17 protein-coding genes are annotated in these 22,828 nt (G+C 36.2%); 5 read left to right on the forward strand and 12 right to left on the reverse strand.

Annotated features, from left to right (window positions below; translation table 11 throughout):
• Positions 1–2: 2 nt before the first annotated feature.
• The gene (locus tag ACNQF6_RS02135) at positions 3–755 is read left to right on the forward strand and encodes a UDP-2,3-diacylglucosamine diphosphatase (RefSeq protein ID WP_417962798.1); all 753 of its coding nucleotides are present in this window, start codon (positions 3–5) and stop codon (positions 753–755) included.
• A 3-nt stretch (positions 756–758) separates the two neighbouring features.
• Here ACNQF6_RS02135 and ACNQF6_RS02140 read toward each other — a convergent pair whose 3' ends face one another.
• The 6 genes from ACNQF6_RS02140 to ACNQF6_RS02165 all read right to left on the reverse strand — a co-directional run bounded on the left by ACNQF6_RS02140 (position 759) and on the right by ACNQF6_RS02165 (position 6,552).
• On the reverse strand, positions 759–1,115 hold the full coding sequence (locus ACNQF6_RS02140) for a hypothetical protein (RefSeq protein ID WP_282715140.1): 357 nt from the start codon (positions 1,113–1,115) through the stop codon (positions 759–761).
• A 150-nt stretch (positions 1,116–1,265) separates the two neighbouring features.
• On the reverse strand, positions 1,266–2,534 hold the full coding sequence (locus tag ACNQF6_RS02145; protein WP_417962800.1) for an MFS transporter: 1,269 nt from the start codon (positions 2,532–2,534) through the stop codon (positions 1,266–1,268).
• A 10-nt stretch (positions 2,535–2,544) separates the two neighbouring features.
• The gene (gene recJ, locus ACNQF6_RS02150; protein ID WP_417962802.1) at positions 2,545–4,236 is read right to left on the reverse strand and encodes a single-stranded-DNA-specific exonuclease RecJ; all 1,692 of its coding nucleotides are present in this window, start codon (positions 4,234–4,236) and stop codon (positions 2,545–2,547) included.
• A gap of 108 nt (positions 4,237–4,344) precedes the next feature.
• Positions 4,345–4,689 carry a HopJ type III effector protein gene (locus ACNQF6_RS02155; protein WP_417962804.1) on the reverse strand — a complete coding sequence of 115 codons (345 nt, stop codon included), beginning with the start codon at positions 4,687–4,689 and terminating at the stop codon, positions 4,345–4,347.
• Positions 4,690–4,703: 14 nt separating this feature from the next.
• Complete coding sequence (gene rsmI / locus ACNQF6_RS02160) at positions 4,704–5,417, reverse strand: 16S rRNA (cytidine(1402)-2'-O)-methyltransferase (RefSeq protein WP_417962806.1); 714 nt, start codon at positions 5,415–5,417, stop codon at positions 4,704–4,706.
• Between the two features lie 76 nt (positions 5,418–5,493).
• Complete coding sequence (locus ACNQF6_RS02165) at positions 5,494–6,552, reverse strand: hypothetical protein (RefSeq protein WP_417962808.1); 1,059 nt, start codon at positions 6,550–6,552, stop codon at positions 5,494–5,496.
• A 244-nt stretch (positions 6,553–6,796) separates the two neighbouring features.
• Between ACNQF6_RS02165 and ACNQF6_RS02170 the strand changes: the two genes are divergently transcribed.
• Complete coding sequence (locus ACNQF6_RS02170; protein ID WP_315209505.1) at positions 6,797–7,384, forward strand: thymidine kinase; 588 nt, start codon at positions 6,797–6,799, stop codon at positions 7,382–7,384.
• 117 nt (positions 7,385–7,501) lie between these two features.
• Here ACNQF6_RS02170 and rpoN read toward each other — a convergent pair whose 3' ends face one another.
• Positions 7,502–8,968 carry an RNA polymerase factor sigma-54 gene (gene rpoN / locus ACNQF6_RS02175; RefSeq protein WP_417962810.1) on the reverse strand — a complete coding sequence of 489 codons (1,467 nt, stop codon included), beginning with the start codon at positions 8,966–8,968 and terminating at the stop codon, positions 7,502–7,504.
• An 80-nt stretch (positions 8,969–9,048) separates the two neighbouring features.
• Entirely contained in the window at positions 9,049–10,485 is a 1,437-nt protein-coding gene (asnS, locus tag ACNQF6_RS02180) for an asparagine--tRNA ligase (protein ID WP_417962812.1), read from the reverse strand.
• Between the two features lie 396 nt (positions 10,486–10,881).
• On the opposite strand from asnS, the gene ACNQF6_RS02185 reads away from it, so the two are divergent.
• Entirely contained in the window at positions 10,882–11,340 is a 459-nt protein-coding gene (locus tag ACNQF6_RS02185; RefSeq protein WP_113634124.1) for an RNA methyltransferase, read from the forward strand.
• A gap of 50 nt (positions 11,341–11,390) precedes the next feature.
• Here the strand turns inward: ACNQF6_RS02185 and ACNQF6_RS02190 are convergent, their stop codons facing one another.
• Both ACNQF6_RS02190 and ACNQF6_RS02195 read right to left on the reverse strand, forming a co-directional pair.
• Positions 11,391–14,015: an MGH1-like glycoside hydrolase domain-containing protein gene (locus ACNQF6_RS02190; protein ID WP_417962814.1), complete on the reverse strand. Its 2,625-nt coding sequence runs from the start codon at positions 14,013–14,015 to the stop codon at positions 11,391–11,393.
• A gap of 369 nt (positions 14,016–14,384) precedes the next feature.
• On the reverse strand, positions 14,385–16,808 hold the full coding sequence (locus ACNQF6_RS02195; protein ID WP_417962816.1) for an efflux RND transporter permease subunit: 2,424 nt from the start codon (positions 16,806–16,808) through the stop codon (positions 14,385–14,387).
• A 197-nt stretch (positions 16,809–17,005) separates the two neighbouring features.
• On the opposite strand from ACNQF6_RS02195, the gene ACNQF6_RS02200 reads away from it, so the two are divergent.
• Both ACNQF6_RS02200 and ACNQF6_RS02205 read left to right on the forward strand, forming a co-directional pair.
• The gene (locus tag ACNQF6_RS02200) at positions 17,006–19,276 is read left to right on the forward strand and encodes a cation:proton antiporter (RefSeq protein WP_417962817.1); all 2,271 of its coding nucleotides are present in this window, start codon (positions 17,006–17,008) and stop codon (positions 19,274–19,276) included.
• A gap of 1 nt (position 19,277) precedes the next feature.
• Complete coding sequence (locus ACNQF6_RS02205; protein WP_417962819.1) at positions 19,278–19,607, forward strand: DMT family transporter; 330 nt, start codon at positions 19,278–19,280, stop codon at positions 19,605–19,607.
• On the opposite strand, the gene ACNQF6_RS02210 is transcribed toward ACNQF6_RS02205, so the two are convergent.
• Together ACNQF6_RS02210 and frr are read right to left on the reverse strand one after the other, a co-directional pair.
• On the reverse strand, positions 19,604–22,102 hold the full coding sequence (locus tag ACNQF6_RS02210; protein ID WP_417962820.1) for a DUF5686 family protein: 2,499 nt from the start codon (positions 22,100–22,102) through the stop codon (positions 19,604–19,606). The two genes, ACNQF6_RS02205 and ACNQF6_RS02210, sit on opposite strands and share 4 nt — an antisense overlap.
• Before the next feature lie 116 nt (positions 22,103–22,218).
• Positions 22,219–22,782: a ribosome recycling factor gene (gene frr / locus ACNQF6_RS02215; protein WP_113634119.1), complete on the reverse strand. Its 564-nt coding sequence runs from the start codon at positions 22,780–22,782 to the stop codon at positions 22,219–22,221.
• Positions 22,783–22,828: the final 46 nt, after the last annotated feature.

Here is a 22,828-nt window from a genome sequence, read left to right on the forward strand (position 1 = left end):
TCATGCAATTACCCAATAAAAAAAAAATATATTTCGCCTCCGACCAGCATTTTGGCGCACCAACACCTGAATTGAGTTTTCCGAGAGAACAAAAATTTGTGGCTTGGCTCGATGATGTAAAAGGCGATGCCGAAGCTATTTTTTTATTAGGCGATTTATTTGATTTTTGGTTCGAATATAAAACCGTAGTCCCAAAAGGATTTATTCGTGTTTTAGGCAAACTCGCCGAAATCCGAGACAGCGGAATCCCTATTTATTTTTTCGTGGGAAACCATGATTTATGGATGGAAGATTATTTCCAGGAAGAACTGAATATTCCCGTGTTTCATGACAATCAAGAATATACTTTTGGAGATAAAACATTCCTTATTGGCCACGGAGACGGAAAAGGTCCCGGAGATTTAGGATACAAACGCATGAAAAAGATATTTACAAATCCGTTTTTCAAATGGCTTTTTAGATGGCTTCATCCGGATATTGGCGTGAAACTGGCGCAATACCTTTCCGTAAAAAACAAATTGATTTCTGGTGATGAAGATGTGACATTTCTTGGCGAAGACAACGAATGGCTGATTCTGTATTCCAAAAGAAAACTGGAAACCAAGCACTACAATTACCTTATTTTTGGCCACCGCCATTTGCCTATGAAAGTAACCGTAGGTGAAAATTCTGAATACGTCAATCTTGGTGACTGGATTACGTATTTTACCTATGGCGTTTTTGATGGTGAGAATTTTGAGATTAAAAAGTATTAAGCTCTAATTCATTCCCTCTCCATACAAATATTCATCCAGATTTATTTTAAACAAAGTCCCTTCCACCAAATCTTTTACGGCATCTAATTCTTCCATGGAAACGGCCAAATCAATTTGGGAACAAGGCGTTTTTAGTAAAAATTTATGGCATTTGTTTTTCAGTTCACAATCCTCGCAACATTTATTTTGGAAATAGCTGTCCTCAATACAGCGCTTAAATAGTTGCAATTCCTGTTGGGTAAAATAAAAACCCATTTCTCTAAAAACCAGTTGGACTTTGTCCAGTACAATGCCATTATCCTTTCTCCAGTAAAAAGAAGTGCCTAAATTGTTATGATATATTTGTTTTATTTCTTGCATCTGTCATCAGTTTGAAACAAATATAAGTATTATTTATATTTATTCTAAATAATAAAACATAAAAAAGACATAAAAAAGTCGGTAAGTAATCTTGAGATTATTTTACCGACTGGCTGTAGGAAGTGTTTTTTTCTAAAAAAAATCTATTTATTACTCGCTCTTTTCATGTTCCTCAACATCTTTTTGCAAGTCCAGTTTTCTAAAAGTAGGCGATACGGTACCGGTAATAAATACGGTAATCAGTGTCATGCTTCCGCCAAAGACCACTGCGCTAACAGTTCCCATAAGCTTTGCAGTTAATCCGCTTTCAAAAGCTCCTAATTCATTGGAAGAACCCACAAATATAGAATTCACAGCTGCAACTCGACCTCGCATGTGATCGGGAGTTTTCAATTGCAAAATAGTTTGGCGTATCACCACCGAAATTCCGTCGAAAACACCGCTTAAAAATAAAGCAATAACTGATAACCAAAAAATTGACGAAAGTCCAAAAACGATAATACAAATCCCAAACGCAAAAATTGCCGACAGCAGTTTCATACCCGCATTTTTAGTAAAAGGAATATAAGCAGAGATTATCAACATCAAAAAAGCGCCAACAGCAGGAGCGGCTCTCAAAACACCAAATCCCTGTGGTCCCACTTTCAAAATATCCTGTGCAAAAATGGGTAATAGCGCAACGGCTCCACCAAAAAGAACGGCAATCATATCCAATGATAAAGCACCTAAAATCGTCTTATTGTTGAAAACAAATTTTACGCCTTCTTTCAAACTTTCCATAATGGGTTCACCAATTTTTGGATTCAAAATAGGTTTTGTTGCTATACGGGTTAAAGCGATTAAAGCAAAAAGTGAACATCCCAAAACGATGGACATGGACCAATGAACGCCAATCCAATTAATCGAAAACCCGGCTACTGCAGGACCTAAAACGGAACTTATTTGCCAGACAGAACTACTCCAGGTGGCAGCATTTGGGTATATTTTTTTAGGAACAATCAATGCCAAAAGAGAAAATATCGTTGGGCCAAGAAAAGCACGCACCAATCCTCCTAGAAACACGAAAAAGTAAATGGAGTATAAAATAGTTTGGGTAGAAAAATCTTTGATAAACGGTGGCCACGTAAATAAAAACAAGCCCAAACTAATGATTGAAAACCCTAAAATACATTTGAAAAGCAATCCTTTTTTCTCCTTTTGATCAACAATGTGTCCGGCAAATAATGCCATCGAAATAGCTGGAATAACTTCCATTAATCCTATGATTCCTAATGATAATGGGTTTTTGGTCAAACTGTAGACTTCCCACTCAATGACGATAAACTGCATGGACCAGCCAAAAACCATGGCAAAACGTAATAGTAAAAAAATATTGAATTCTTTATAACGCAGTGCCGAATAAGGGTCATTTTTTTTCATAGCAACAGAATCATTGTTTAATATCTCGCAATCGCAATTGCAAACTTAATTTGCCTTTCCATTCGTTCTCATCGATGCAATACACGGCTTGAAAAGGTTTTTGATGGGTAGTCACTTCGATTTTGTTTCCCAAATTAAAACCAATTGCAGCGAGACCTTCAGAGTTGTTTTGTTTAACAAAAAGTTTTAAATGTTCGTCTTCCTGTCCAAGCGGTTTCCCATAACCGGTATCTTTGATGTTTCTGGTCAGGAAAATTGGCGTCATATTTTGCGGTCCGTACGGTTCAAATTGTTTCAGGATTCGAATTAATTTTGGGGTAATTTCCGCAAAATCAATCTCGGCATCAACCGCAATTTCTGGTGTCAACATATCCGGATGAATGGTTCTTTCGACTTCTTTTTCGAAAGCATCTTTGAAGATTTGATAATTTTCTTGCTTCAAAGTCATTCCTGCAGCATACATGTGACCACCAAATTGTTCCAAATGTTCGGTACATGCTTCGAGAGCATTATACACATCAAATCCTTTTACGGAACGTGCCGAAGCGGCATATTTATCGCCACTTTTGGTAAAAACAAGTGTCGGACGATAATAGGTTTCTATCAATCGGGAAGCGACAATCCCAATCACACCTTTGTGCCAATCCTCTTGAAAAACTACCGAAGTAAAACGTTCTTTTTCATTATTTTCCTCAATTTGTTGTAACGCCTCTTTCGTGATTAATTTGTCTAAATCCTTTCGCTCTGAATTGTACGCTTCAATTTCGGAAGCAAATTGTTGGGCTTGCTCAAAATCAAATTCGGTTAATAATTCCACTGCATGGTTGCCGTGTTTGATGCGTCCGGCAGCGTTTATTCTGGGAGCGATGATGAAAACAACATCGGTAATATCTAAGGTTTGTTTTTTTATTTGGTGAATGATGGCTTTGATTCCCGGTCTCGGGTCGGTGTTGATGACTTGCAATCCAAAATAAGCCAGCACCCGATTTTCTCCGGTCATCGGGACGATATCAGCAGCAATCGCAGCCGAAACTAAATCCAGATACGGAATCAAATCATCGATTGTTTGGTTTCTGTTTTTCCCCAATGCCTGAATCAATTTGAAACCTATTCCGCAACCGCATAATTCATCATAAGGATAAGTGCAGTCGTCTCGTTTTGGGTCGAGAACGGCAACGGCTTCAGGTAAAAAATCTCCCGGTCTGTGGTGATCACAAATGATAAAATCGATGTTTCGTGCTTTGGCGTAAGCCACATGATCGATAGACTTTATACCGCAATCTAAAGCAATGATGAGTGAAAATCCATTGTCATCAGCAAAGTCAATTCCCTTAAAAGATATTCCATAACCTTCGTCATAACGATCGGGAATGTAGGTCGCCACGTTTGGATAATAGGTTTTTAAATAGGAAGAAACGAGTGAAACTGCGGTGGTTCCATCTACATCATAATCGCCAAAAACAAGGATATTTTCCTCGTTTTCAATCGCTTCTTCGATTCGGGCAACTGCTTTTTCCATATCTTTCATCAAATATGGATCGTGCAAATCATCTAAACTTGGGCGAAAAAACCGTTTGGCATCTTCAAAAGTTTCGATGCCGCGTTGCACTAATAAAGTGGCTACAAAATCCTCAACATTCAAAGCTTTCGCCAAATTTTTCACGGTATCTTCGGAAGGTTTTGATTTAAGGGTCCAACGCATATTGGTTTGGGATTTTAGATTTTATTAGGAATTTTTTGTCAGGTCGAGCGCAGTCGAGACCAATTGATGTGTCTCGACTGCGCTCGACCTGACATCGAATTGTAATTTTTATTTCATTACTAAAGCACTTCCGTAAAATGCAATTCCATCCCAACCGGTTTTCATGAAATTGCGAATGTTTTGATGATCAGTTCCGTTTGGATTTTGTAAAACATCTTCGTAATAATAGGCTCCAAAACAAGCTAATGTTTCTGCTTCTGATAGATTTTGAATTTCGGCAAAAGCAAATAATTTACTAGAACCTGAATTTTCTCCAGCTGCATTGTGTTGCAAACCATTCTCAAATGCTGTGGGTGTAAAGTCGTAGTTTTCTTCAATTGTTGCAATGGTTTCTGCAAAAGTGATGAATTCGGGTGTCTGCTTTAATTTTTCTAAAAAGGATTCTAAATTCATGGTGTTTTTATAGGTTATTCTTCTTCTGAAAATTTACTTTTTTTAGGTTCTTTAGTGATTGTTTTTCCGCTGACCACAACTACAATTTCTCCTCTTGGCGCTATTTTATCAAAATGAGCGACCACTCCTTTAACTGTTCCGCGAACATTTTCTTCGTGCAGTTTGGATAATTCTCTGGAAACCGATATTTGACGGTCTTCGCCAAAATAGGTGATGAATTCCGCTAAAGTCTTCACTAATTTATGGGGAGAAACATATAAAATCATCGTTCTTGTTTCTTCCGCTAATGCTAAATATCGGGTTTGACGTCCTTTTTTGTCAGGCAAAAACCCTTCGAAAACAAATTTGTCATTGGGTAAGCCGCTGTTGACTAATGCAGGAACAAATGCTGTTGCACCAGGCAAACATTCTACGTCAATTCCGTTTTCAACACAAGCGCGAGTCAATAAAAAACCCGGATCCGAAATGGCAGGCGTTCCCGCATCGGATATCAAGGCGATATTTTCTCCGGCTTTCAATCTCGAAATTAGATTCTCGATGGTTTTGTGTTCGTTGTGCATGTGATGGCTGTACATGTGTGTGCCAATCTCGAAATGCTTTAACAATTTTCCGCTCGTACGCGTGTCTTCGGCGAGAATCAAATCGACTTCCTTAAGAATCCGAATCGCTCGAAAAGTCATGTCTTCGAGATTGCCGATAGGCGTAGGAACGATGTATAATTTTGACATAGATAAAATAATTAAATACAAATTCTGTAGAAAATCTGTATTTGTTCAAATGTATATTCAGAAAATTTAAGGAAGTTTACAAGAATTTCTTCTCTATAATATCCATAAAACGTTCCTCATATTCTTGTTTTCCTTCCCAGTTATTATAGTCCGGTTTTACCATTTCCTGAATGAAATCTCTGGTTTCGTAGAACGTATCAAACGTGATTAATTGATTTAAAACGCGGTTGTAATCTTCGCTGCTGTTTCCAAAAAGGTGTTTTATAAAAGCAATTCGATCATTTAAATCGATATTGATTCCTTTGGCTAGTTTTTCGTTTAACGAGACTGTTTTTGGATCAACGGCTTCCTCTTTGACTGGTACTACTTTTTCTTCCTCTGCAATAATTTCTTTTGGAGTTTCGATTACTACTGCAGTAGGAATATTTTCAATTTGTTGTACTTTTACAAACTGTGTGTCATGGTAATTTCCGCCCAATAAATCTTCGAAAGAAATTTGTACCGGTTCCATTTTCTTAGGTACTTCCAGGTCTGTTTCTACTCCCTCTTCTTGTGATAATTCAAAAGCCGGAGTGAATGGAGCCGTTTCAGGTTCTGAAGTTTCTTCTTCCTCAGCAATTATTTCTTTCTCAATAATTGGTTCTTCTTCCGCGGTTACTTCTTCATTAGAAATTGTTTCTTCCAAAGGTGTTTCAACGGTTTCTTCTTCCGCAATAATGGTTTCTTCTTTTTCTTCTTCCGGAGTTACTTCTTCATTAGAAATTATTTCTTCCAAAGGAACTTCAACAGTTTCTTCTTCCACAATATTTGTTTCTGATTCAGATTCATCAGTTGTTGTTGCTTGTTCCAAAGGCGTTTCAGCAATTTCTTCGACAACAGTTTCTTCGATTACTGCTTTAGCTTCCGGTTGAACCGATTCTATTTTATTAAAAATGGATTCAATTTTCTGCTCTATTTCAGCAGCACCAATAGTTGGTTTTGCCTCACTAAAGTGTTCGTCTACAAATCGTAAGACAGAAAGTTTTTCATATAATTTCTGCGTTTCCAGATATAATTGATTGATGTCAGATTTATTTTTTAGTTGTAATACTCTGTGTGCAATGCTGATTAAATCGGCTTCCAATTTTTTTTTCATAACTTTTGAAATTATAGTGTGTTAGGCGGGTCTTTTTTATAAATGTCTTCCTAGTTTTTGTTTAGCATAAGGAAGAAGGAACCTTTGCTCGCGTTATTTATTTTTTAAATAAGAGCTCGCGAATCTCCGATTTAATAAAAATGTTATACTTTTGAAACGACGTAAAAGTATAAAATTTTTATGTCGGTTTTATCCATTACAAAGTAATAAAAACTATTCATTTTTTAAGTCAGAAAAATACAAAATGTTTCTCGAAAATACAGTAAATCATAAAGAACAATTTGGTTGGATCGAAGTCATTTGTGGCTCCATGTTTTCGGGTAAAACCGAAGAATTGATCCGTCGTTTGAAAAGAGCGCAATTTGCCAAGCAAAAAGTAGAAATTTTTAAACCGGCAATCGATACGCGTTATGATGATGAAATGGTGGTGTCGCATGATGCTAACGAAATTCGCTCCACGCCTGTTCCTGCTGCCGCAAATATTGCTATTTTGGCCCAAGGTTGCGATGTTGTAGGCATTGATGAAGCACAGTTTTTTGATGATGAAATTGTCAAAATTTGTAATGATTTGGCTAATCAGGGAATCCGGGTAATTGTTGCCGGATTAGATATGGATTTCAAGGGAAATCCTTTTGGTCCGATGCCCGCATTAATGGCCACTGCCGAATATGTGACCAAAGTGCATGCCGTATGTACCCGCACCGGAAATCTGGCGAATTACAGTTTCCGTAAAACTGACAATGACAAGCTCGTCATGTTAGGCGAAACCGAAGAATACGAACCGCTGAGTCGTGCCGCGTATTATCACGCTATGAAGAAAGATCAGGAGTAGTAAAATATTATTTAGAAGAAACCCTTTCAAAGTTTAAACTTTGAAAGGGTTATTTTATAAAAAAGGGGAAACTTGTTTAAAACAAATTTCCCCTTTTTAGTATTTTTAAATTCTAAATTACATCTTCTTTCTCATTCTCGCTACCGGAATATCAAGTTGTTCTCTGTATTTTGCAATCGTTCTTCTTGCGATTGGATAGCCTTTCTCTTTCAAGATTTCGGCCAATTGATCATCCGGAAGTGGTTTTTTCTTGTCTTCTTCTTCAATGGTGTTCTGAAGAATTTTTTTGATTTCCAGTGTAGAAACATCTTCGCCTTGATCATTTTTCATCGCTTCCGAGAAGAATTCTTTTATCAGTTTAGTACCATAAGGCGTTTCCACATATTTGCTGTTTGCGACGCGTGAAATCGTAGAAATATCAAGACCTACCATATCAGCAATATCTTTCAGAATCATTGGTTTCAACTTGGTTTCATCACCATCCAGAAAATATTCTTCCTGATAATGCATAATCGCATTCATGGTTACAAAAAGCGTTTCCTGACGTTGGCGTATCGCATCGATAAACCATTTAGCTGAATCCAGTTTTTGTTTGATAAACTGCACCGCATCTTTTTGCTGTGCTGATTTATCACGGGAATCCTTGTAGGTTTGCATCATTTCCTGATAATCTTTGGAAACATGTAGGGAAGGAGCATTTCGGCCGTTTAAGGTCAATTCCAGTTCACCGTCCACAATTCGGATGGCGAAATCAGGAACCACATTTTCCGTTATTTTGTTGTTTCCGGTAAACGACCCGCCTGGTTTTGGATTCAGTTTTTCTATTTCGTGAATCGCTTTTTTAAGTTGCTCATTAGAAACATTGTATTTTTGTAATAGCTTGTCGTAATGTTTTTTGGTAAACGCATCAAACTGATTTTCGATAATATCAGTGGCTAGTTCTACGTATTCCGTTGGTGTTTTGTGTTTCAATTGCAACAACAAGCATTCCTGTAAATCACGTGCTCCTACACCGGATGGTTCGAGTTCATGAATCACCTGCAACATTTTCTCCACCATCTTTTCATCAGTGTAAATGCCTTGGGTAAACGCCATGTCATCTACCATATCTGGAACGCTTCTGCGGATATAGCCCATGTCATCAATACTTCCTACCAAAAATTCTGCAATTTCACGCTCTTCATCATTCAGAATAAAAGTATTCAACTGATTGATTAAATCTTGGTGGAAACTAACCGGTGCTGCAAAAGGCGTTTCACGATCATCATCGTCATCGCTGTAATTGTTAGCCTGTGTTTTATAATCCGGTGTTTCGTCGTTGCTTAAATATTCGTCAATGTTGATGTCTTCGGCTTCAATTCTGTCTGATTCTGAATCATCATAATCGTCATAATCTTCGTTTTCGAACTCGTCCTTTTCATACTCATCTTCTTCTTTTCCGGCTTCCAAAGCTGGATTTTCGTTCATTTCTTCCAATAAACGTTGTTCGAAAGCTTGCGTAGGCAATTGAATTAACTTCATCAGTTGAATTTGCTGTGGAGATAATTTCTGTGATAACTTTAAATTTAAGAATTGCTTTAGCATGTTAGTTTATTTGGGTATCCGTTTATTTGGTTATTTGGAATCGAATCCACAAATAACCAAATCTACAAATTAACTTTTTATTAAAATTCCGCATTCATTGGCGTTCTTGGGAAAGGAATTACGTCACGAATGTTTGTCATTCCTGTTACAAATAATACCAATCTTTCGAACCCAAGTCCAAACCCAGAGTGAACCGCTGAACCGAATCTTCGAGTATCAAGATACCACCACAATTCTTCTTCATCAATTCCTAAGGCTTTCATTTTTTCAACCAAAACATCAAAACGTTCCTCTCTTTGAGAACCACCTACGATTTCTCCAATTCCTGGGAAAAGGATATCCATGGCACGAACTGTTTTTCCGTCTTCGTTCAAACGCATGTAAAATGCTTTGATATTTGCCGGGTAATCAAACAAGATTACCGGACATTTAAAGTGTTTCTCCACCAAATAACGCTCGTGTTCTGACTGTAAATCAGCACCCCATTCGTTGATGATATAGTTGAATTTTTTCTTTTTATTTGGTGTACATTCTCTTAAAATATCAATTGCTTCGGTGTATGAAACACGTTTGAAATTGTTTTCCAAAACAAAGTTTAATTTGTCAAGCAAAGCCATTTCGCTTCTTTCAGCAACTGGTTTCGATTTCTCTTCATCCAATAATCGTGTTTCCAAGAATTTCAAATCCTCCGGACATTTGTCCATCGTGTATTTGATTACATACTGAATAAAATCTTCAGCCAAATCCATATTGTCATTTAAATCATTGAAAGCCACTTCTGGCTCAATCATCCAAAATTCCGCAAGGTGACGCGAAGTATTCGAATTTTCAGCTCTAAATGTCGGTCCAAAAGTATAAATCTGTCCTAAAGCCATCGCAAAAGTTTCTCCTTCTAATTGTCCCGAAACCGTAAGATTGGTCTCTTTTCCGAAGAAATCTTCTTTATAATTCACTTTTCCATCTTCGGTTCTTGGCGTTCCGTCAAATGGCAAAGCAGTAACTTTAAACATTTCACCGGCACCTTCAGCATCCGATCCCGTGATAATTGGGGTGTTCACATATACAAAACCTTTCTCCTGAAAATAACTGTGAACCGCATACGATAATACAGAGCGTACTCTCATAATCGCTCCAAACATATTAGTACGAACTCTTAAATGTGCATTTTCGCGCAAGAAATCTAAGCTCGGTTTGTTTTTAGGTTGTATCGGGAATTTCTCCGCATCTGAATCTCCAAGGATTTCTAGTTTTGCCACCTGAATTTCAAATTTTTGTCCGGCACCTTTACTTTCTATCAAAATTCCTGTTACAGATATTGCTGCTCCAGTCGTAATTCTCTTTAAAGTCTCGTCTGGCGTGTTCTCAAAATCGACAACACATTGTATATTATCAATGGTCGAGCCATCGTTTAAGGCAATAAATTGATTGTTTCTAAAAGTTCTCACCCATCCTTTTGCATTTACTTCATGAAGCGTTGTTGTGCTGTTTAGTAAGTCTTTAACTTTTGTATGTCTCATTTTATGTATATAGTTGATATTAAAAATTGTCTCGTAACTGAACTGCAAATATAAATGATTTGTTTGTAATTGTCACGGTGAGAAATGAAGCATTCTAACGCTGTTTCTGTTTTTTGGAGCTCTTTCCCGCTATCCATTACAATCTTATTGTTTTTGGCAAGCAAAACAATAAGGATTTCCATTTCTATCAGGGCTAGGGAGTAGTGGTTAAAAGAATATTTGCTTTTGTTTTGTCATTCTGAAGAACAAAGAATCACTGTTTGGTTTGCAATTTGTGAGGATTCTTCCTTTGTCAGAATGGCAAATTATAATTGAAAATTACGGTTGCAATTTTATTTGCAGCCACTTTGAAAATCAAAATTTGAAAAACCGACTAACACTTTGTATTTTTGCCACATGAACGACAATTTTGTAACAGAGTATTTTGGTATTGGGATTCAAAACGGTAAAACTCCTGAGAACTTGGGTGTATTATGGCGCACAGCACAAAATCTTGGTGCAAGTTATATTTTTACAATTGGTAATCGCTACGCGAAGCAGGCTTGCGATACGCATAATGCTGTAAAGTCCATCCCTTACTTTCATTATGAAACTTTTGAAGATTTCTATAAAAACTTGCCAAAAGGCGCTCGCCTAGTAGGTGTCGAATTAGATGAAAATGCAACTGATTTAGAAACTTTTGAACATCCAAGACGTTGTGTATATCTATTGGGTGCTGAGGATAATGGGCTATCGAAAGCAGCCATTGCAAAATGTCATTACCTCGTAAAATTCAAATCGGAGAAAAGTTTAAACGTTTCTGTTGCAGGAAGCATTGTTCTTTATGATCGTGGACTTAATAAACCAAGATCATAAAAAAATTCCCGCTCTGAAAAACGGGAATTTTAGTAATTGATTATAGCTTTTTATTGATTATTGTCCATTTCTAGAATTAAATTAGCAATAAGAGCGGTCCATCCGGTTTGATGCGAAGCGCCTAAACCTTTACCGGTATCTCCATCAAAAAACTCATAGAAAAAATGCTGGTCCTTAAAATGCTCTTCATTAGAGAAAACATGATTTGAATCATCAGCATGGTACTGGTATTTTCCATTTTCATCTCGTTCAAAAAGTTTGACTAGCCTTTTTGTTAACTCGTTTGCAATTTCATTTAAGTTAAGTTTATTTGAGGAACCAGTTGGGAATTCATACAAATAAGTAGGTCCGTAAAAAGTGTAATATTTGCGTAGAGATTGTATGATCATATAATTCAGTGGCATCCAGATAGGTCCACGCCAATTAGAATTTCCCCCAAACATACCAGACCTGCTTTCGCCAGGTTCGTACTGAATTTTATGATGTCCTTCTCTTCCAAAAACAAAAGGGTTGTCTTTATGATATTTAGAAAGAGATCGAATTCCATAATCCGATAGGAATTCCTTTTCGTCCAGTAAGCGAATTAAAAGATGCTCTAGTCTAAAACCACGCATAATCGAAAATAGAAAATTACCATCTTTGTTAGCAGTTTCTAAGTTGGATATTAATGAGGCTAGATCCGGACGAGTTCTTATAATTTCGTTTGCTCTTTTTTGAAAATCTTTCAATTGTTCGAATAGCTCTTTGTGCATAATTTCTACAGCGAACATTGGAATTACGCCTACTAGGGAACGAACTTTCAAGCGTTCTGTGCTGCCATCAGACATTTCAACAACATCGTAATAAAAATTGTCTTGGTCGTCCCACAAGGAAAGATCTTTTTTTCCTATGTGATGCATTGCCCATGCAATATTGAGGAAATGCCTGAAAAACTTAGCTGATATTTCTTCGTAAATTTTATTGGTTTTGGCTAATTCAAGTGACATACGCAACATGTTTAAGGAAAACATGGCCATCCAGCTCGTAGCATCAGCTTGCTGCATTTTTTTGATTCCTTCCGGCATGTGGTTGCGATCAAAAACGCCAATATTGTCTAATCCTAAAAAGCCACCTTCAAACAAATCTGTTCCACTGGTGTCTTTTTGATTGACCCACCACGTAAAATTCACGAGGAGTTTCTGGAAAGCAGTTTCTAAAAATTCAGTATCGGTTTTACCAGTACGTTTTAAGTCTTTTTCATAAACAGTCCATACTGCCCATGAATGAACAGGCGGATTCACATCACTAAAGTTCCATTCATAAGCGGGAATTTGGCCATTAGGATGCATATAGCTTTCTTGTAGTACTAGTAGGAGTTGCTGCTTAGCAAAATAAGGGTCAATTTCAACAAACGAAGCCATATGAAAAGCAAGATCCCAGGCGGCATACCATGGGTATTCCCATTTGTCAGGCATCGAAATTACGTGTCTGTTTGTCAAATGTTTCCAGCTGGCATTTCGTTTGTCTGAGCGATTTGGAGGTGTCTCTTCTGGTCCTCCATAAAGCCATTTGAATACATCATAATAATAAAATTGTTTGGTCCACAACAATCCTGAAAAAGCATCTTTTACAATTTTTTGTTGCTCTTTAGGAATTTCCGCGCTTATTTTTTCGCTGTAAAATGTTTCACACTCCTCTTTTCTAGCTTCAATAACAGTATCAAAATCAGTAAAAGGATTTTCCAGCGGCACATTACTCAACCGTATTTTTACGATTTTTTCTTCTCCTGGTTTTAAAACAAACTTGTGCCAAATGGCAGCTTTAGTTCCAAATTTTTCTGGGTTTACGGTAGGTTCATCGCTAATAACGTGGTTATTGATTCCATCTTTTACAAATTCATACTCATTAGGAGCATTGTATATGCGCTTGTTGTTGGTTTCGTTTTCACAAAAGAGTTGTTCTCCTTCGAGATGATATAAGTAATAGGATCCGTTTCGGCTACTAGTGGATAGGATAGTGTTATTTGCAACAGATTCCATATTTGGTCGTGGATGTCTATCGTTGTGTTTCCAGAAATTACGAAACCATAAATGTGGAAGTACATGAATTGTAGCGGTTGTTGCACCTCTATTGATTACTGTAATTTGCATCAAGATATCATCAACATCTGCTTTTGCATATTCGATAAAACAATCAAAATATGCATTATCAGTAAAGCTAGCTGTATCTAATAATTCAAATTCTGTTTCTTCCCGACTGCGTCGATTTTTTACAATTAACTCTTCGTAAGGAAACTCGTTTTGAGGATATTTGTAAAGATATTTATTATAGGAATGAGATGGTGTTGAAACTTGATGAAAGTATAGTTCTTTTACATCTTCACCATGATTACCTTGATTATTGGTTAAACCAAATAAACGTTCTTTGAGTATAGGATCTTTTCCGTTCCAAAATGCAGGAGCCAAGCATAGTATTTCACGAGAATCACAAAAACCGCCAATTCCTTCTTCGCCCCATCTGTAGGCGTTACTTCGAGCTCTATCGTGGTTTATGAATTCCCAAGCATTACCATTTTGGCTGTAGTCTTCACGAACAGTTCCCCATTGTCTTTCGGCTAAGTACGGCCCCCATTTTTTCCAATTTCTGTAATTATCAGAAACGGCTAATTTTTGTTCCTCAGAAATGTGGTGCGTCATATTTTGCAGTCTTAGTATTATTTGTGAAATTAAAAAACAGAACTGTTGCTCTTAAACAAATAGCACAGGAGTTTTTTTATTCTATTGTAAGTTTTCTGTTCTTCTATGCTTGTAAAAATAAGTTATATTTTTCAGCAGAACGAAATCAGCGGTTTACTATTGTTTAATTACCTACCAATGGCAACTTTATTTAAATATCTCGTAAATTTTGAGGTCTTAATTTATCAATTTTTGTTGAAAATAAAATAAAATTACCCCAATAATATGGGTAAGAAACACAATGCGTGTAAATAGAAAACGTTTTTGTTTTTTGTGAAAAACAGAAAAAACGTCATGTCTCCAAGATTCTGGCGGAAAAATAGTTCTTAATTATCCAATTTTTTTCTTTTCTAAATCGTCAATTTCGGCATCACTTGGTTCGATGATATCAATTTTGGGTTCGATAAAATCTTGTTCGTTGGCCAAGGTTTTGTTCAAGGTTAGTACCAAAGCTGGCAACAACATCAAATTTGAAAGCATTCCGAATAATAATGTCAACGAAATCAATCCGCCAAGTGCAATTGTTCCGCCAAAACTGGACAACATAAACACCGAAAATCCAAAGAACAATACAATAGAAGTATAGAACATGCTCAAACCGGCATCTGTAAATGTGGCGTAAACGGATTTGCGGATTTTCCAGTTATTTTTCTTTAATTCCTCACGGTATTGGGAAAGGAATCTCACAGTATCATCCACCGAAAGTCCAAATGCAATTCCGAAAACTAATATCGTAGATGGTTTCAATGGAATATCCAGAAAGCCCATGATTCCTGCGGTTAACATTAACGGCAGTAAATTTGGAATAATAGAAACCAGTACCATTTTGAACGAACGGAACATAAAACCAATCAAAAACGCAGTCAGGAAAAAAGCAAATGCCAGCGAAGAAAGTAAATTGTCCAGCAGGTATCCGGTTCCTTTTTGGAAAACCAAAGCTTTTCCGGTGATAGTGACTTTGTATTGATCTGACGGGAAAATTTTATCGGCTTTCTTGCGAATTTCAGCTTCAATTTTGGCAATATTATCGCCGTTTTCATCGCGCATGAAAGTCGTGATTCGGGCAAATTGTCCTGTGGAATCCACGTAACTTTTCATCAAATTATCTTTAGAATTTTTGGTGGCATTTTTAGCATAGGACAAGATGAACGACTGTTCTTGTGAACTTGGTAAATCGTAATAATCGGGGTTCCCGTTGTAATACGCTTGCTTGGAATATTTTACCAGATTCACAATAGAAATAGGTTTAGATAATTCCGGGATTTCGTCAATGGTTTCCTCCAGTTCGTCCATTCGCCTCAGCGTAGACAATTTCATAACTCCTTTTTTGCGCTTGGTGTCAATCATGATTTCGAGTGGCATCACACCATCAAATTCTTTTTCGAAGAAAAGAATGTCTTCAAAAAACGCTTCTTTTTTAGGCATATCTTCAATCAAACTACCGGAAATGCGCATTTCGTAGATTCCTATAATACTAATTACAAGAAGAACAATGGAAACGACATAAATTGAAAAACGATTGTATTTTACATTTCGCAGAATCCAATCCATGAAAAGTTTTACGTAATTGCGGTCTAAATGCTCAATGTGGCGTTCTTTAGGAGCTGGAATATAACTGTGAAAAATAGGGATGACAATAATGCACAAAAAGAAAAGTGCCATGATATTGATAGAAGTAACCACACCAAATTCTAATAATAATTGATTGTTTGACGCCACAAACGTAGCAAAACCAATCGCTGTAGTTAGATTCGTCATTAAGGTAGCCATTCCCACTTTGGTGGTGACACGTTGTAAAGCTTTGACTTTATTGTGGTGAATTTTATATTCCTGATGGTATTTATTGGTCAGGAAAATACAATTCGGAATCCCGATTACGATAATCAAAGACGGAACTAAAGCCGTTAAAACCGTGATTTCGTAATTCAATAAGCCTAAAAATCCAAAAGACCACATCACGCCAATAATAACAATAATCAATGATATTAACGTCGCTCTAAAGCTTCTAAAAAAGAAAAAGAAAAGCAGTGAAGTAACTAATAATGAAGCTCCAATAAAGATGCTAATTTCATCAGTAATGGTTTTTGCATTCAGCGTTCGGATATACGGCATTCCTGAGACACGCAGGTCGATTCCGGTTTCTTTTTCGAATGTTTCAACCGCGGGAACTAATTTTTCAAGGACAAAATCTTTTCGGGCTGCCGTGTTTACAATTTTCTTATCCATGTAAACGGCCGAACGTATGCTTCCAGATCTTTTATTGAATAGTAATCCTTCGTAAAAAGGCAAATCATTAAAAAGTTCTTTTTTTATTTTTTGAAGATACGCGGGGTCAACGGTTTTGCTTTGGTCCACAAAAGGAACCAGTTCAAAGGTTTCCAGCGAATCATTTTTTTGTAATTTCTTTAAGTCATTTAAGGAAACCACTAAATCAACCGCTTTGTCTTCTTTCAGCGTATTCATCATTTTACTCCAAGAAGCATAGGCTTTTGGGGTAAATATGGCGTCATCTTTTACACCGATGATGACCAGATTTCCTTCTTCGCCAAATTTATTCAAAAAGGCGTTGTACTCTATATTTACAATATTGTCATCCGGTAATAAATTGGCTTCGGTAAAAGTGAAGTGGATATTTTTCCATTGTAGTGCTAATAGCCCAGTTATCACAACAATAATGGATAACATTAAAATTCTATTTCTAAGGACAATTCGGGCTATTAATTCCCAAAATCCTAAACTAAACCACTTGATCATATTTCCTGTTTAACGTCGGTAAAGGTAGTTAAAACCGCTATAAATCATTTGTTTTAACGGAAACTTTTTAAATGTAAATGCCAATATTAACGCAACTTTATTTTATTTGTAATTAAATATTTTTTTGAGATATAATTAATACATTTGAATTCTCATCGTCATGGTTGACAGTTGAGAATGCTGACATAAAATAGTATATGAAGAATTATAAAAACACAGTTTTTTATTTGGTGATAACAGGCGGTTTTACTGCTTTGATGTATTGGATTATAACCAAAGGGAAACGTTTAGAAGTGGCAGAAACAATAGTTACACCTGAAAGCGGAAAGGGTTCTTGGGGCGATTTTCTAACTTCGATGCAACACAATTTTCAAGATCCTTTGGCTATTCTTTTGGCTCAAATTATAACCATAATCCTTGTTGCCCGTGTTTTTGGATGGATTTTCAAGAAAATTGGTCAGCCCTCCGTAATTGGGGAAATTATTGCTGGAATTGTCCTCGGGCCGTCTTTATTGGGATTGTATTTTCCGGAATTTTCTATGGCTTTATTTCCCGCTGAGTCCTTAGGGAATTTAAAATTTTTAAGTCAGATAGGATTAATCCTTTTTATGTTCGTCATCGGAATGGAACTCGATTTGAAAGTGCTGAAAAATAAAGCTAATGAAGCGGTGGTCATCAGTCATGCGAGTATCGTAATTCCATTTGCTCTTGGGATTGGATTGGCTTATTTTGTGTACAATCGATTTGCTCCTGAAGGGGTTAAATTTCTTTCCTTTAGTTTGTTTATGGGAATTGCGTTGAGTATCACCGCATTTCCGGTATTGGCTAGAATCGTGCAGGAACGAGGAATTCATAAAACGAAACTTGGGGCGATTGTCATTACTTGTGCTGCTGCCGATGATATTACGGCATGGTGTATTTTGGCGGTGGTAATTGCCATTGTCAAAGCAGGAACTTTCGTTAGTTCTTTATACATCATTATGTTGGCAGTGCTTTATGTTATAGCTATGATTTATATTGTAAAGCCATTTCTAAAGCGAATTGGAGATTTATATGGTTCAAAAGATACTATTATCAAACCAGTTGTGGCCATCTTTTTTCTGGTGCTTATTATTTCGTCTTATGCTACCGAAGTGATTGGGATTCATGCTTTATTTGGAGCGTTTATGGCAGGAGCAATTATGCCTGATGTTCCAAAATTCAGAACCATATTCATAGAAAAAGTAGAGGATGTGGCGTTGATACTTTTACTGCCTTTATTCTTCGTATTTACGGGTTTGAAAACAGAAATTGGTCTTCTAAACGATCCGTATTTATGGAAAGTTACTGGTTTTATTATTTTGGTAGCTGTAGTTGGGAAATTTTTAGGAAGTGCCTTGGCAGCCAAATTTGTTGGTCAGAGTTGGCGTGACAGTTTAACAATAGGCGCTTTGATGAATACTAGAGGTTTGATGGAATTGATTGTGTTGAACATTGGTTTAGAGCTTAAAGTTTTGACTCCAGAAGTCTTTACCATGATGGTGATTATGGCGCTGGTCACTACTTTTATGACGGGACCGGCTTTGGATTTAATTAATTACATCTTTAAAACTAAAGATGGAGTTGAAATTATAGAACAAACAAACCATAATAAATACCGAATTTTAATCTCATTTGGTAACAATGAAAAAGGAAAATCCTTGTTGCGATTAGCCAATAGTTTGATGAAAAAACAGAAAAGCACCTCTAGTATTACCGTGATGCATTTGTCTTTAAGTGACGAAGTGCATACTTTTAACATGGAAGACAAAGAAAAAAATAGTTTTTATCCCATTGTTGAAGAATCCCAATTGTTAAAACAGGATATTACCACCATTTTTAAAGCAACGATGGATATTGAAACTGAGATTGCTGATGTAGCCAATCAAGGCGATTATGATTTGTTACTGATAGGTTTAGGGAAATCAATATTTGAAGGTACCATTCTTGGAAAAGTAATCGGTTTTACCACCAGAATTATCAATCCGGATCGTTTGATTGATAAGTTCACCGGAAAAGAAGGTTTGTTTGAAAACTCTCCTTTTGACGAAAGAACCAGACAGATTATTTCTAAAACCAAAATGCCAATCGGGATTTTGATTGATAAAGATTTGCAGCACGTTAACCATGTTTTTATCCCTATTTTCAGTCCCGAAGATTCTTTTGTGATTGATTATATTCAGAAATTAGTGTACAATAATAACTCTAAAATTGTCATTTTGGATGTAAATGGACATCTTACGACGAACTTTGTAATGAATAGCGCTGTTGATTCTTTGGAACAAAAATATCCAAATAATATAGTTCTGATAACCGACAAAATAATTAAAGAGGAATTTTTGGCGCAGCAGGATTTAATGCTGATTAGTCTCGAAAGTTGGAAAGCGCTCGTGGATTCTAGAAGTGATTGGTTGAGTGGCGTTCCGTCGGTATTAATTTTAAAACAGTAATATGAATTGGGTATTATTAATTATTGGCGGTCTTTTTGAAGTGGGTTTCGCTACTTGTTTAGGCAAAGCCAAAGAAACTTCAGGAACGACATCAGCATTATGGTTGGGCGGATTTTTGGTTTGTTTGACAATAAGTATGGTGTTGCTTTATAAAGCCACACAAACATTGCCAATTGGGACTGCTTATGCGGTTTGGACCGGAATTGGAGCAGTGGGGACGGTTCTTGTTGGAATTTTTGTGTTTAAAGAACCAGCTGATTTTTGGCGCATATTTTTCATCACCACTTTAATCAGTTCTATTATTGGACTGAAATTCGTTTCGAGCCATTAAAGCCCCAGATTAAGAACGAAACTTATTTTTACCGCTATGTTATCTTGAAATTCACTCAGTTGATTGGGTCCGTAACGGTAAAATCCGCCTAATCCCAATCCATTGTAAATTTGGTTCAGTTCTATTCCAGATTCGAAATAACCTTTGTCCAAGGTTTTGTAATCCAATCCAACATGTTGTTCGGGTTTTCGTAAATTTCCCCAAGCCACTCTTGAAACAAGAACTAAGGAAGGTTTTACTTTTTTGAATAATGTTACGCGGCTAAAGCCATGTTTGAATTGAAAATAAGCATATTGACTGGAGAAAAATTCATTAAAAAACATAGTTTCAAAACTGTTTTTTCCAGCAAAAGTGATTCTCTGCATAATAGTTTCTTTGGTAATATTATTAGGAGACGTATTGTACAAATGTGTCAGCGGTACATCGCCAAGAGCATAACCGGCTTCGAAAAGTAAACTTGTTTTTTGCCCGTTTAGATATTTTTTTTCATACTCAGTTTTGAAATCAAATTTGCTGAATTCAAAATCATTTTGCATAACCTTAGGCAGGGATTGTGTGTATTGAAAAGTGAATTTCGGGAAGCGTTTTTCTACTTCAATTCGTCCCGTAGGCGTTTGCATATAATCGCTAAATGGATTCCAACGCAAAGAAACCATTGCGGTGGTCATAACATAGCTCGTATATAATTTCTCGTTGAGGTTGTATATATAATTAAATTTTGGTTCTATTGCGGCACGGGAAAGCTCCCAGAAACTTTCTGTTTTAGGAATAATTTTGGTTTCTATAAATGTTTTCCAACTTACATAATTGTAAAATGTACTGATGTTTATAGGTCTTGGATCATAGATTTTGAATGCTTTTTTATCAATTGTAAACACGGTGCTTGCAATTTCTCGAATGTCATCAGTATAGGAAACACCAATCCACGAATTAGAAAATTTACCTACGCGAGTTGCCATCCCTAAATTATATTTGAAATTACCATCCTTAGTTCCATAAGCGGTGTAGCCTTCGATTCTGAATTTTTTTGAAAATTGTTCATTAGTGACTCCGCCAATTCCCAATCTAAATCCTTCGTAATTATTATAACTAAATAATTTACGTAAGTCTAAATCGAATTTCCCAATAGGTAAGTATCCATTGATGATTTTTCGGCCAAAACGGATGCGACTTTCAATTCGTTTTTTAACTGAAATACTGTCCAAAGCCAAATACGTTTTTTGGCTTCGGCTGTCTAAACTGTCTTTTCTGTAGGTGTTCCAAAAACCTTCTGGTTTGTTAATCGCATCGTCTTTGATTTCGATATAAATTGCCGATTTTTTAATTTTTATTGGAGTATTATACTGAATTTCAAAATTATTTGTGTGCGAAAACAAATATGTAAAATCAGAGGCAACCTTTTTTCTTTCTTTAAAATCTTGTTCTACATCGCCATCAAATTGGATCGTTCCGCCAAGGATTTTTATATCGTCATCATTCTTGCCTTTTACAATTTTAAACGTTTTGTCCGTTGGGAACCATAATTTTTCACTTGGAATGTACTTAAAATCATGAATTCCGCTAATGTCAAGAACGCCTTTTATGCGCATTACCGCTTTGGCGACAGCAAAGTTATTTTGGTCAATATAAAGTACGCCTTCCAGTCCTGATGCTTTTCTTTTTTTCTTGTTTTTGAAGTAAATCATATAGGTATTTCTACCGTCAATGATAAGTGAATCCAAGAGTTTGTAGTTGTAATCGTTTAGCGCATCATTTGCAATTGGACTGTTGTACTTGGTTTCAAAAAGCTCGTAGCTGGAATCGTAAATAGAGAAAGACTGCAAGTTAAAAGCAATGATTTCATAAACAGGTTGTTTGAAACCCGCCATTTTGGTGCCTAATATTGTTTCTTTTAATGTACTATTTGAAAATTGATATTGTGATACTTTTTCGGTTTGAAAAAGATGTTGTTTACTAATGATGTCTTTAAATTTATAATCAGACGAGTCAATTTTTGAGAATTGTTTTCCAAAAGACTTTTGTACAAAAACAGAATCGATTCTTCCATCAATAGAGTCAGGATTTGCGGTTACAATGAGTTTATTGTAGGATTTAAACTCAAAACTGCGGAGCTTTTTTTGTGGATTATTGTTGTCTTTGTTTTCGATTGTCTTTCTGATAATTGCCAAAGCCGGGTTTTCATTTGAAATTTTCACTTCATTCAAATTATCCGTTTTTTGGGAAAGAACAACTACATAATAATTTTTGTTTTTTTCGATGGTAATCCTAGCTTTGGTAAAACCAATATAAGAAATATCAAAAGCTGTAAAGGGAATTACAGTTATAATACTAAACTTTCCATCGACATCGGAAATGGCATTTAGGCCGTTATTTGTGGTAATCGTGGCAAACGGCAACGGTTTGTTGGTAGTAGATTCTTTCACAATTCCATTGACCTGAAATTGCGCCTGTAGCGAAAGCGTTAAAAAAAAGAATAACAAACACAATTGCTTCATAAATAGGGTTTACTACAAAACGGGTATAATCTCATTTTGGTATTGCAAAAATAGCAATAAAAAAATCCGTCTCGTTATACTAACAAGACGGATTTTTAATATAGTTTGAAAGGAAATTACACCTTCATAATTTCAGCTTCTTTCACTACTAAAAGTTCATCAATTTTACGGATAAACGTATTGGTTAAGTTTTGAACTTCTTCTTCGGCACTTTTACAAATGTCTTCTGATGTTCCTTCTTTTTCTAATTTTTTAATATCTGTATTTGCATCTTTTCTTGCATTTCTAATACCCACTTTAGCATCTTCGGCTTCTACTTTGGCTTGCTTAGCAAGATCGCGTCTTCTTTCTTCAGTTAATGCGGGAACGCTTATGATAATTACATCACCGTTATTCATTGGATTAAAACCAATGTTGGCAACCATAATTGCTTTTTCAATTACTTGCAGCATATTTTTTTCAAAAGGTTGCAACGTGATTGTTCTGGCATCAGGAACACTAATTTTTGATACCTGAGAAAGTGGTGTAGCAGATCCGTAATAATCTACAAAAACACTTCCAAGCATAGCCGGAGATGCTTTTCCTGCACGAATATTCAAAAATTCTTTTTCTAAATGCGCAATAGAACCTGTCATAGATTCTTTTGTACTATCTAATATAAATTCAATTTCTTCAGTCATAATTTAGATCTTTGGATTTTTAGATTTTTAAATCTTTAGACTGTCT

It is taken from the genome of Flavobacterium pasteuri, from assembly GCF_048286615.1.
In the GTDB taxonomy this organism is placed as follows: domain Bacteria; phylum Bacteroidota; class Bacteroidia; order Flavobacteriales; family Flavobacteriaceae; genus Flavobacterium.

Coding starts and splice junctions, on each gene's coding strand:
- ACNQF6_RS02135 (WP_417962798.1), top strand. CDS start 3: ATGCAATTACCCAATAAAAAAAAAATATATTTCGCCTCCGACCAGCAT.
- ACNQF6_RS02140 (WP_282715140.1), bottom strand. CDS start 1,115: ATGCAAGAAATAAAACAAATATATCATAACAATTTAGGCACTTCTTTT.
- ACNQF6_RS02145 (WP_417962800.1), bottom strand. CDS start 2,534: ATGAAAAAAAATGACCCTTATTCGGCACTGCGTTATAAAGAATTCAAT.
- recJ (WP_417962802.1), bottom strand. CDS start 4,236: ATGCGTTGGACCCTTAAATCAAAACCTTCCGAAGATACCGTGAAAAAT.
- ACNQF6_RS02155 (WP_417962804.1), bottom strand. CDS start 4,689: ATGAATTTAGAATCCTTTTTAGAAAAATTAAAGCAGACACCCGAATTC.
- rsmI (WP_417962806.1), bottom strand. CDS start 5,417: ATGTCAAAATTATACATCGTTCCTACGCCTATCGGCAATCTCGAAGAC.
- ACNQF6_RS02165 (WP_417962808.1), bottom strand. CDS start 6,552: ATGAAAAAAAAATTGGAAGCCGATTTAATCAGCATTGCACACAGAGTA.
- ACNQF6_RS02170 (WP_315209505.1), top strand. CDS start 6,797: ATGTTTCTCGAAAATACAGTAAATCATAAAGAACAATTTGGTTGGATC.
- rpoN (WP_417962810.1), bottom strand. CDS start 8,968: ATGCTAAAGCAATTCTTAAATTTAAAGTTATCACAGAAATTATCTCCA.
- asnS (WP_417962812.1), bottom strand. CDS start 10,485: ATGAGACATACAAAAGTTAAAGACTTACTAAACAGCACAACAACGCTT.
- ACNQF6_RS02185 (WP_113634124.1), top strand. CDS start 10,882: ATGAACGACAATTTTGTAACAGAGTATTTTGGTATTGGGATTCAAAAC.
- ACNQF6_RS02190 (WP_417962814.1), bottom strand. CDS start 14,015: ATGACGCACCACATTTCTGAGGAACAAAAATTAGCCGTTTCTGATAAT.
- ACNQF6_RS02195 (WP_417962816.1), bottom strand. CDS start 16,808: ATGATCAAGTGGTTTAGTTTAGGATTTTGGGAATTAATAGCCCGAATT.
- ACNQF6_RS02200 (WP_417962817.1), top strand. CDS start 17,006: ATGAAGAATTATAAAAACACAGTTTTTTATTTGGTGATAACAGGCGGT.
- ACNQF6_RS02205 (WP_417962819.1), top strand. CDS start 19,278: ATGAATTGGGTATTATTAATTATTGGCGGTCTTTTTGAAGTGGGTTTC.
- ACNQF6_RS02210 (WP_417962820.1), bottom strand. CDS start 22,102: ATGAAGCAATTGTGTTTGTTATTCTTTTTTTTAACGCTTTCGCTACAG.
- frr (WP_113634119.1), bottom strand. CDS start 22,782: ATGACTGAAGAAATTGAATTTATATTAGATAGTACAAAAGAATCTATG.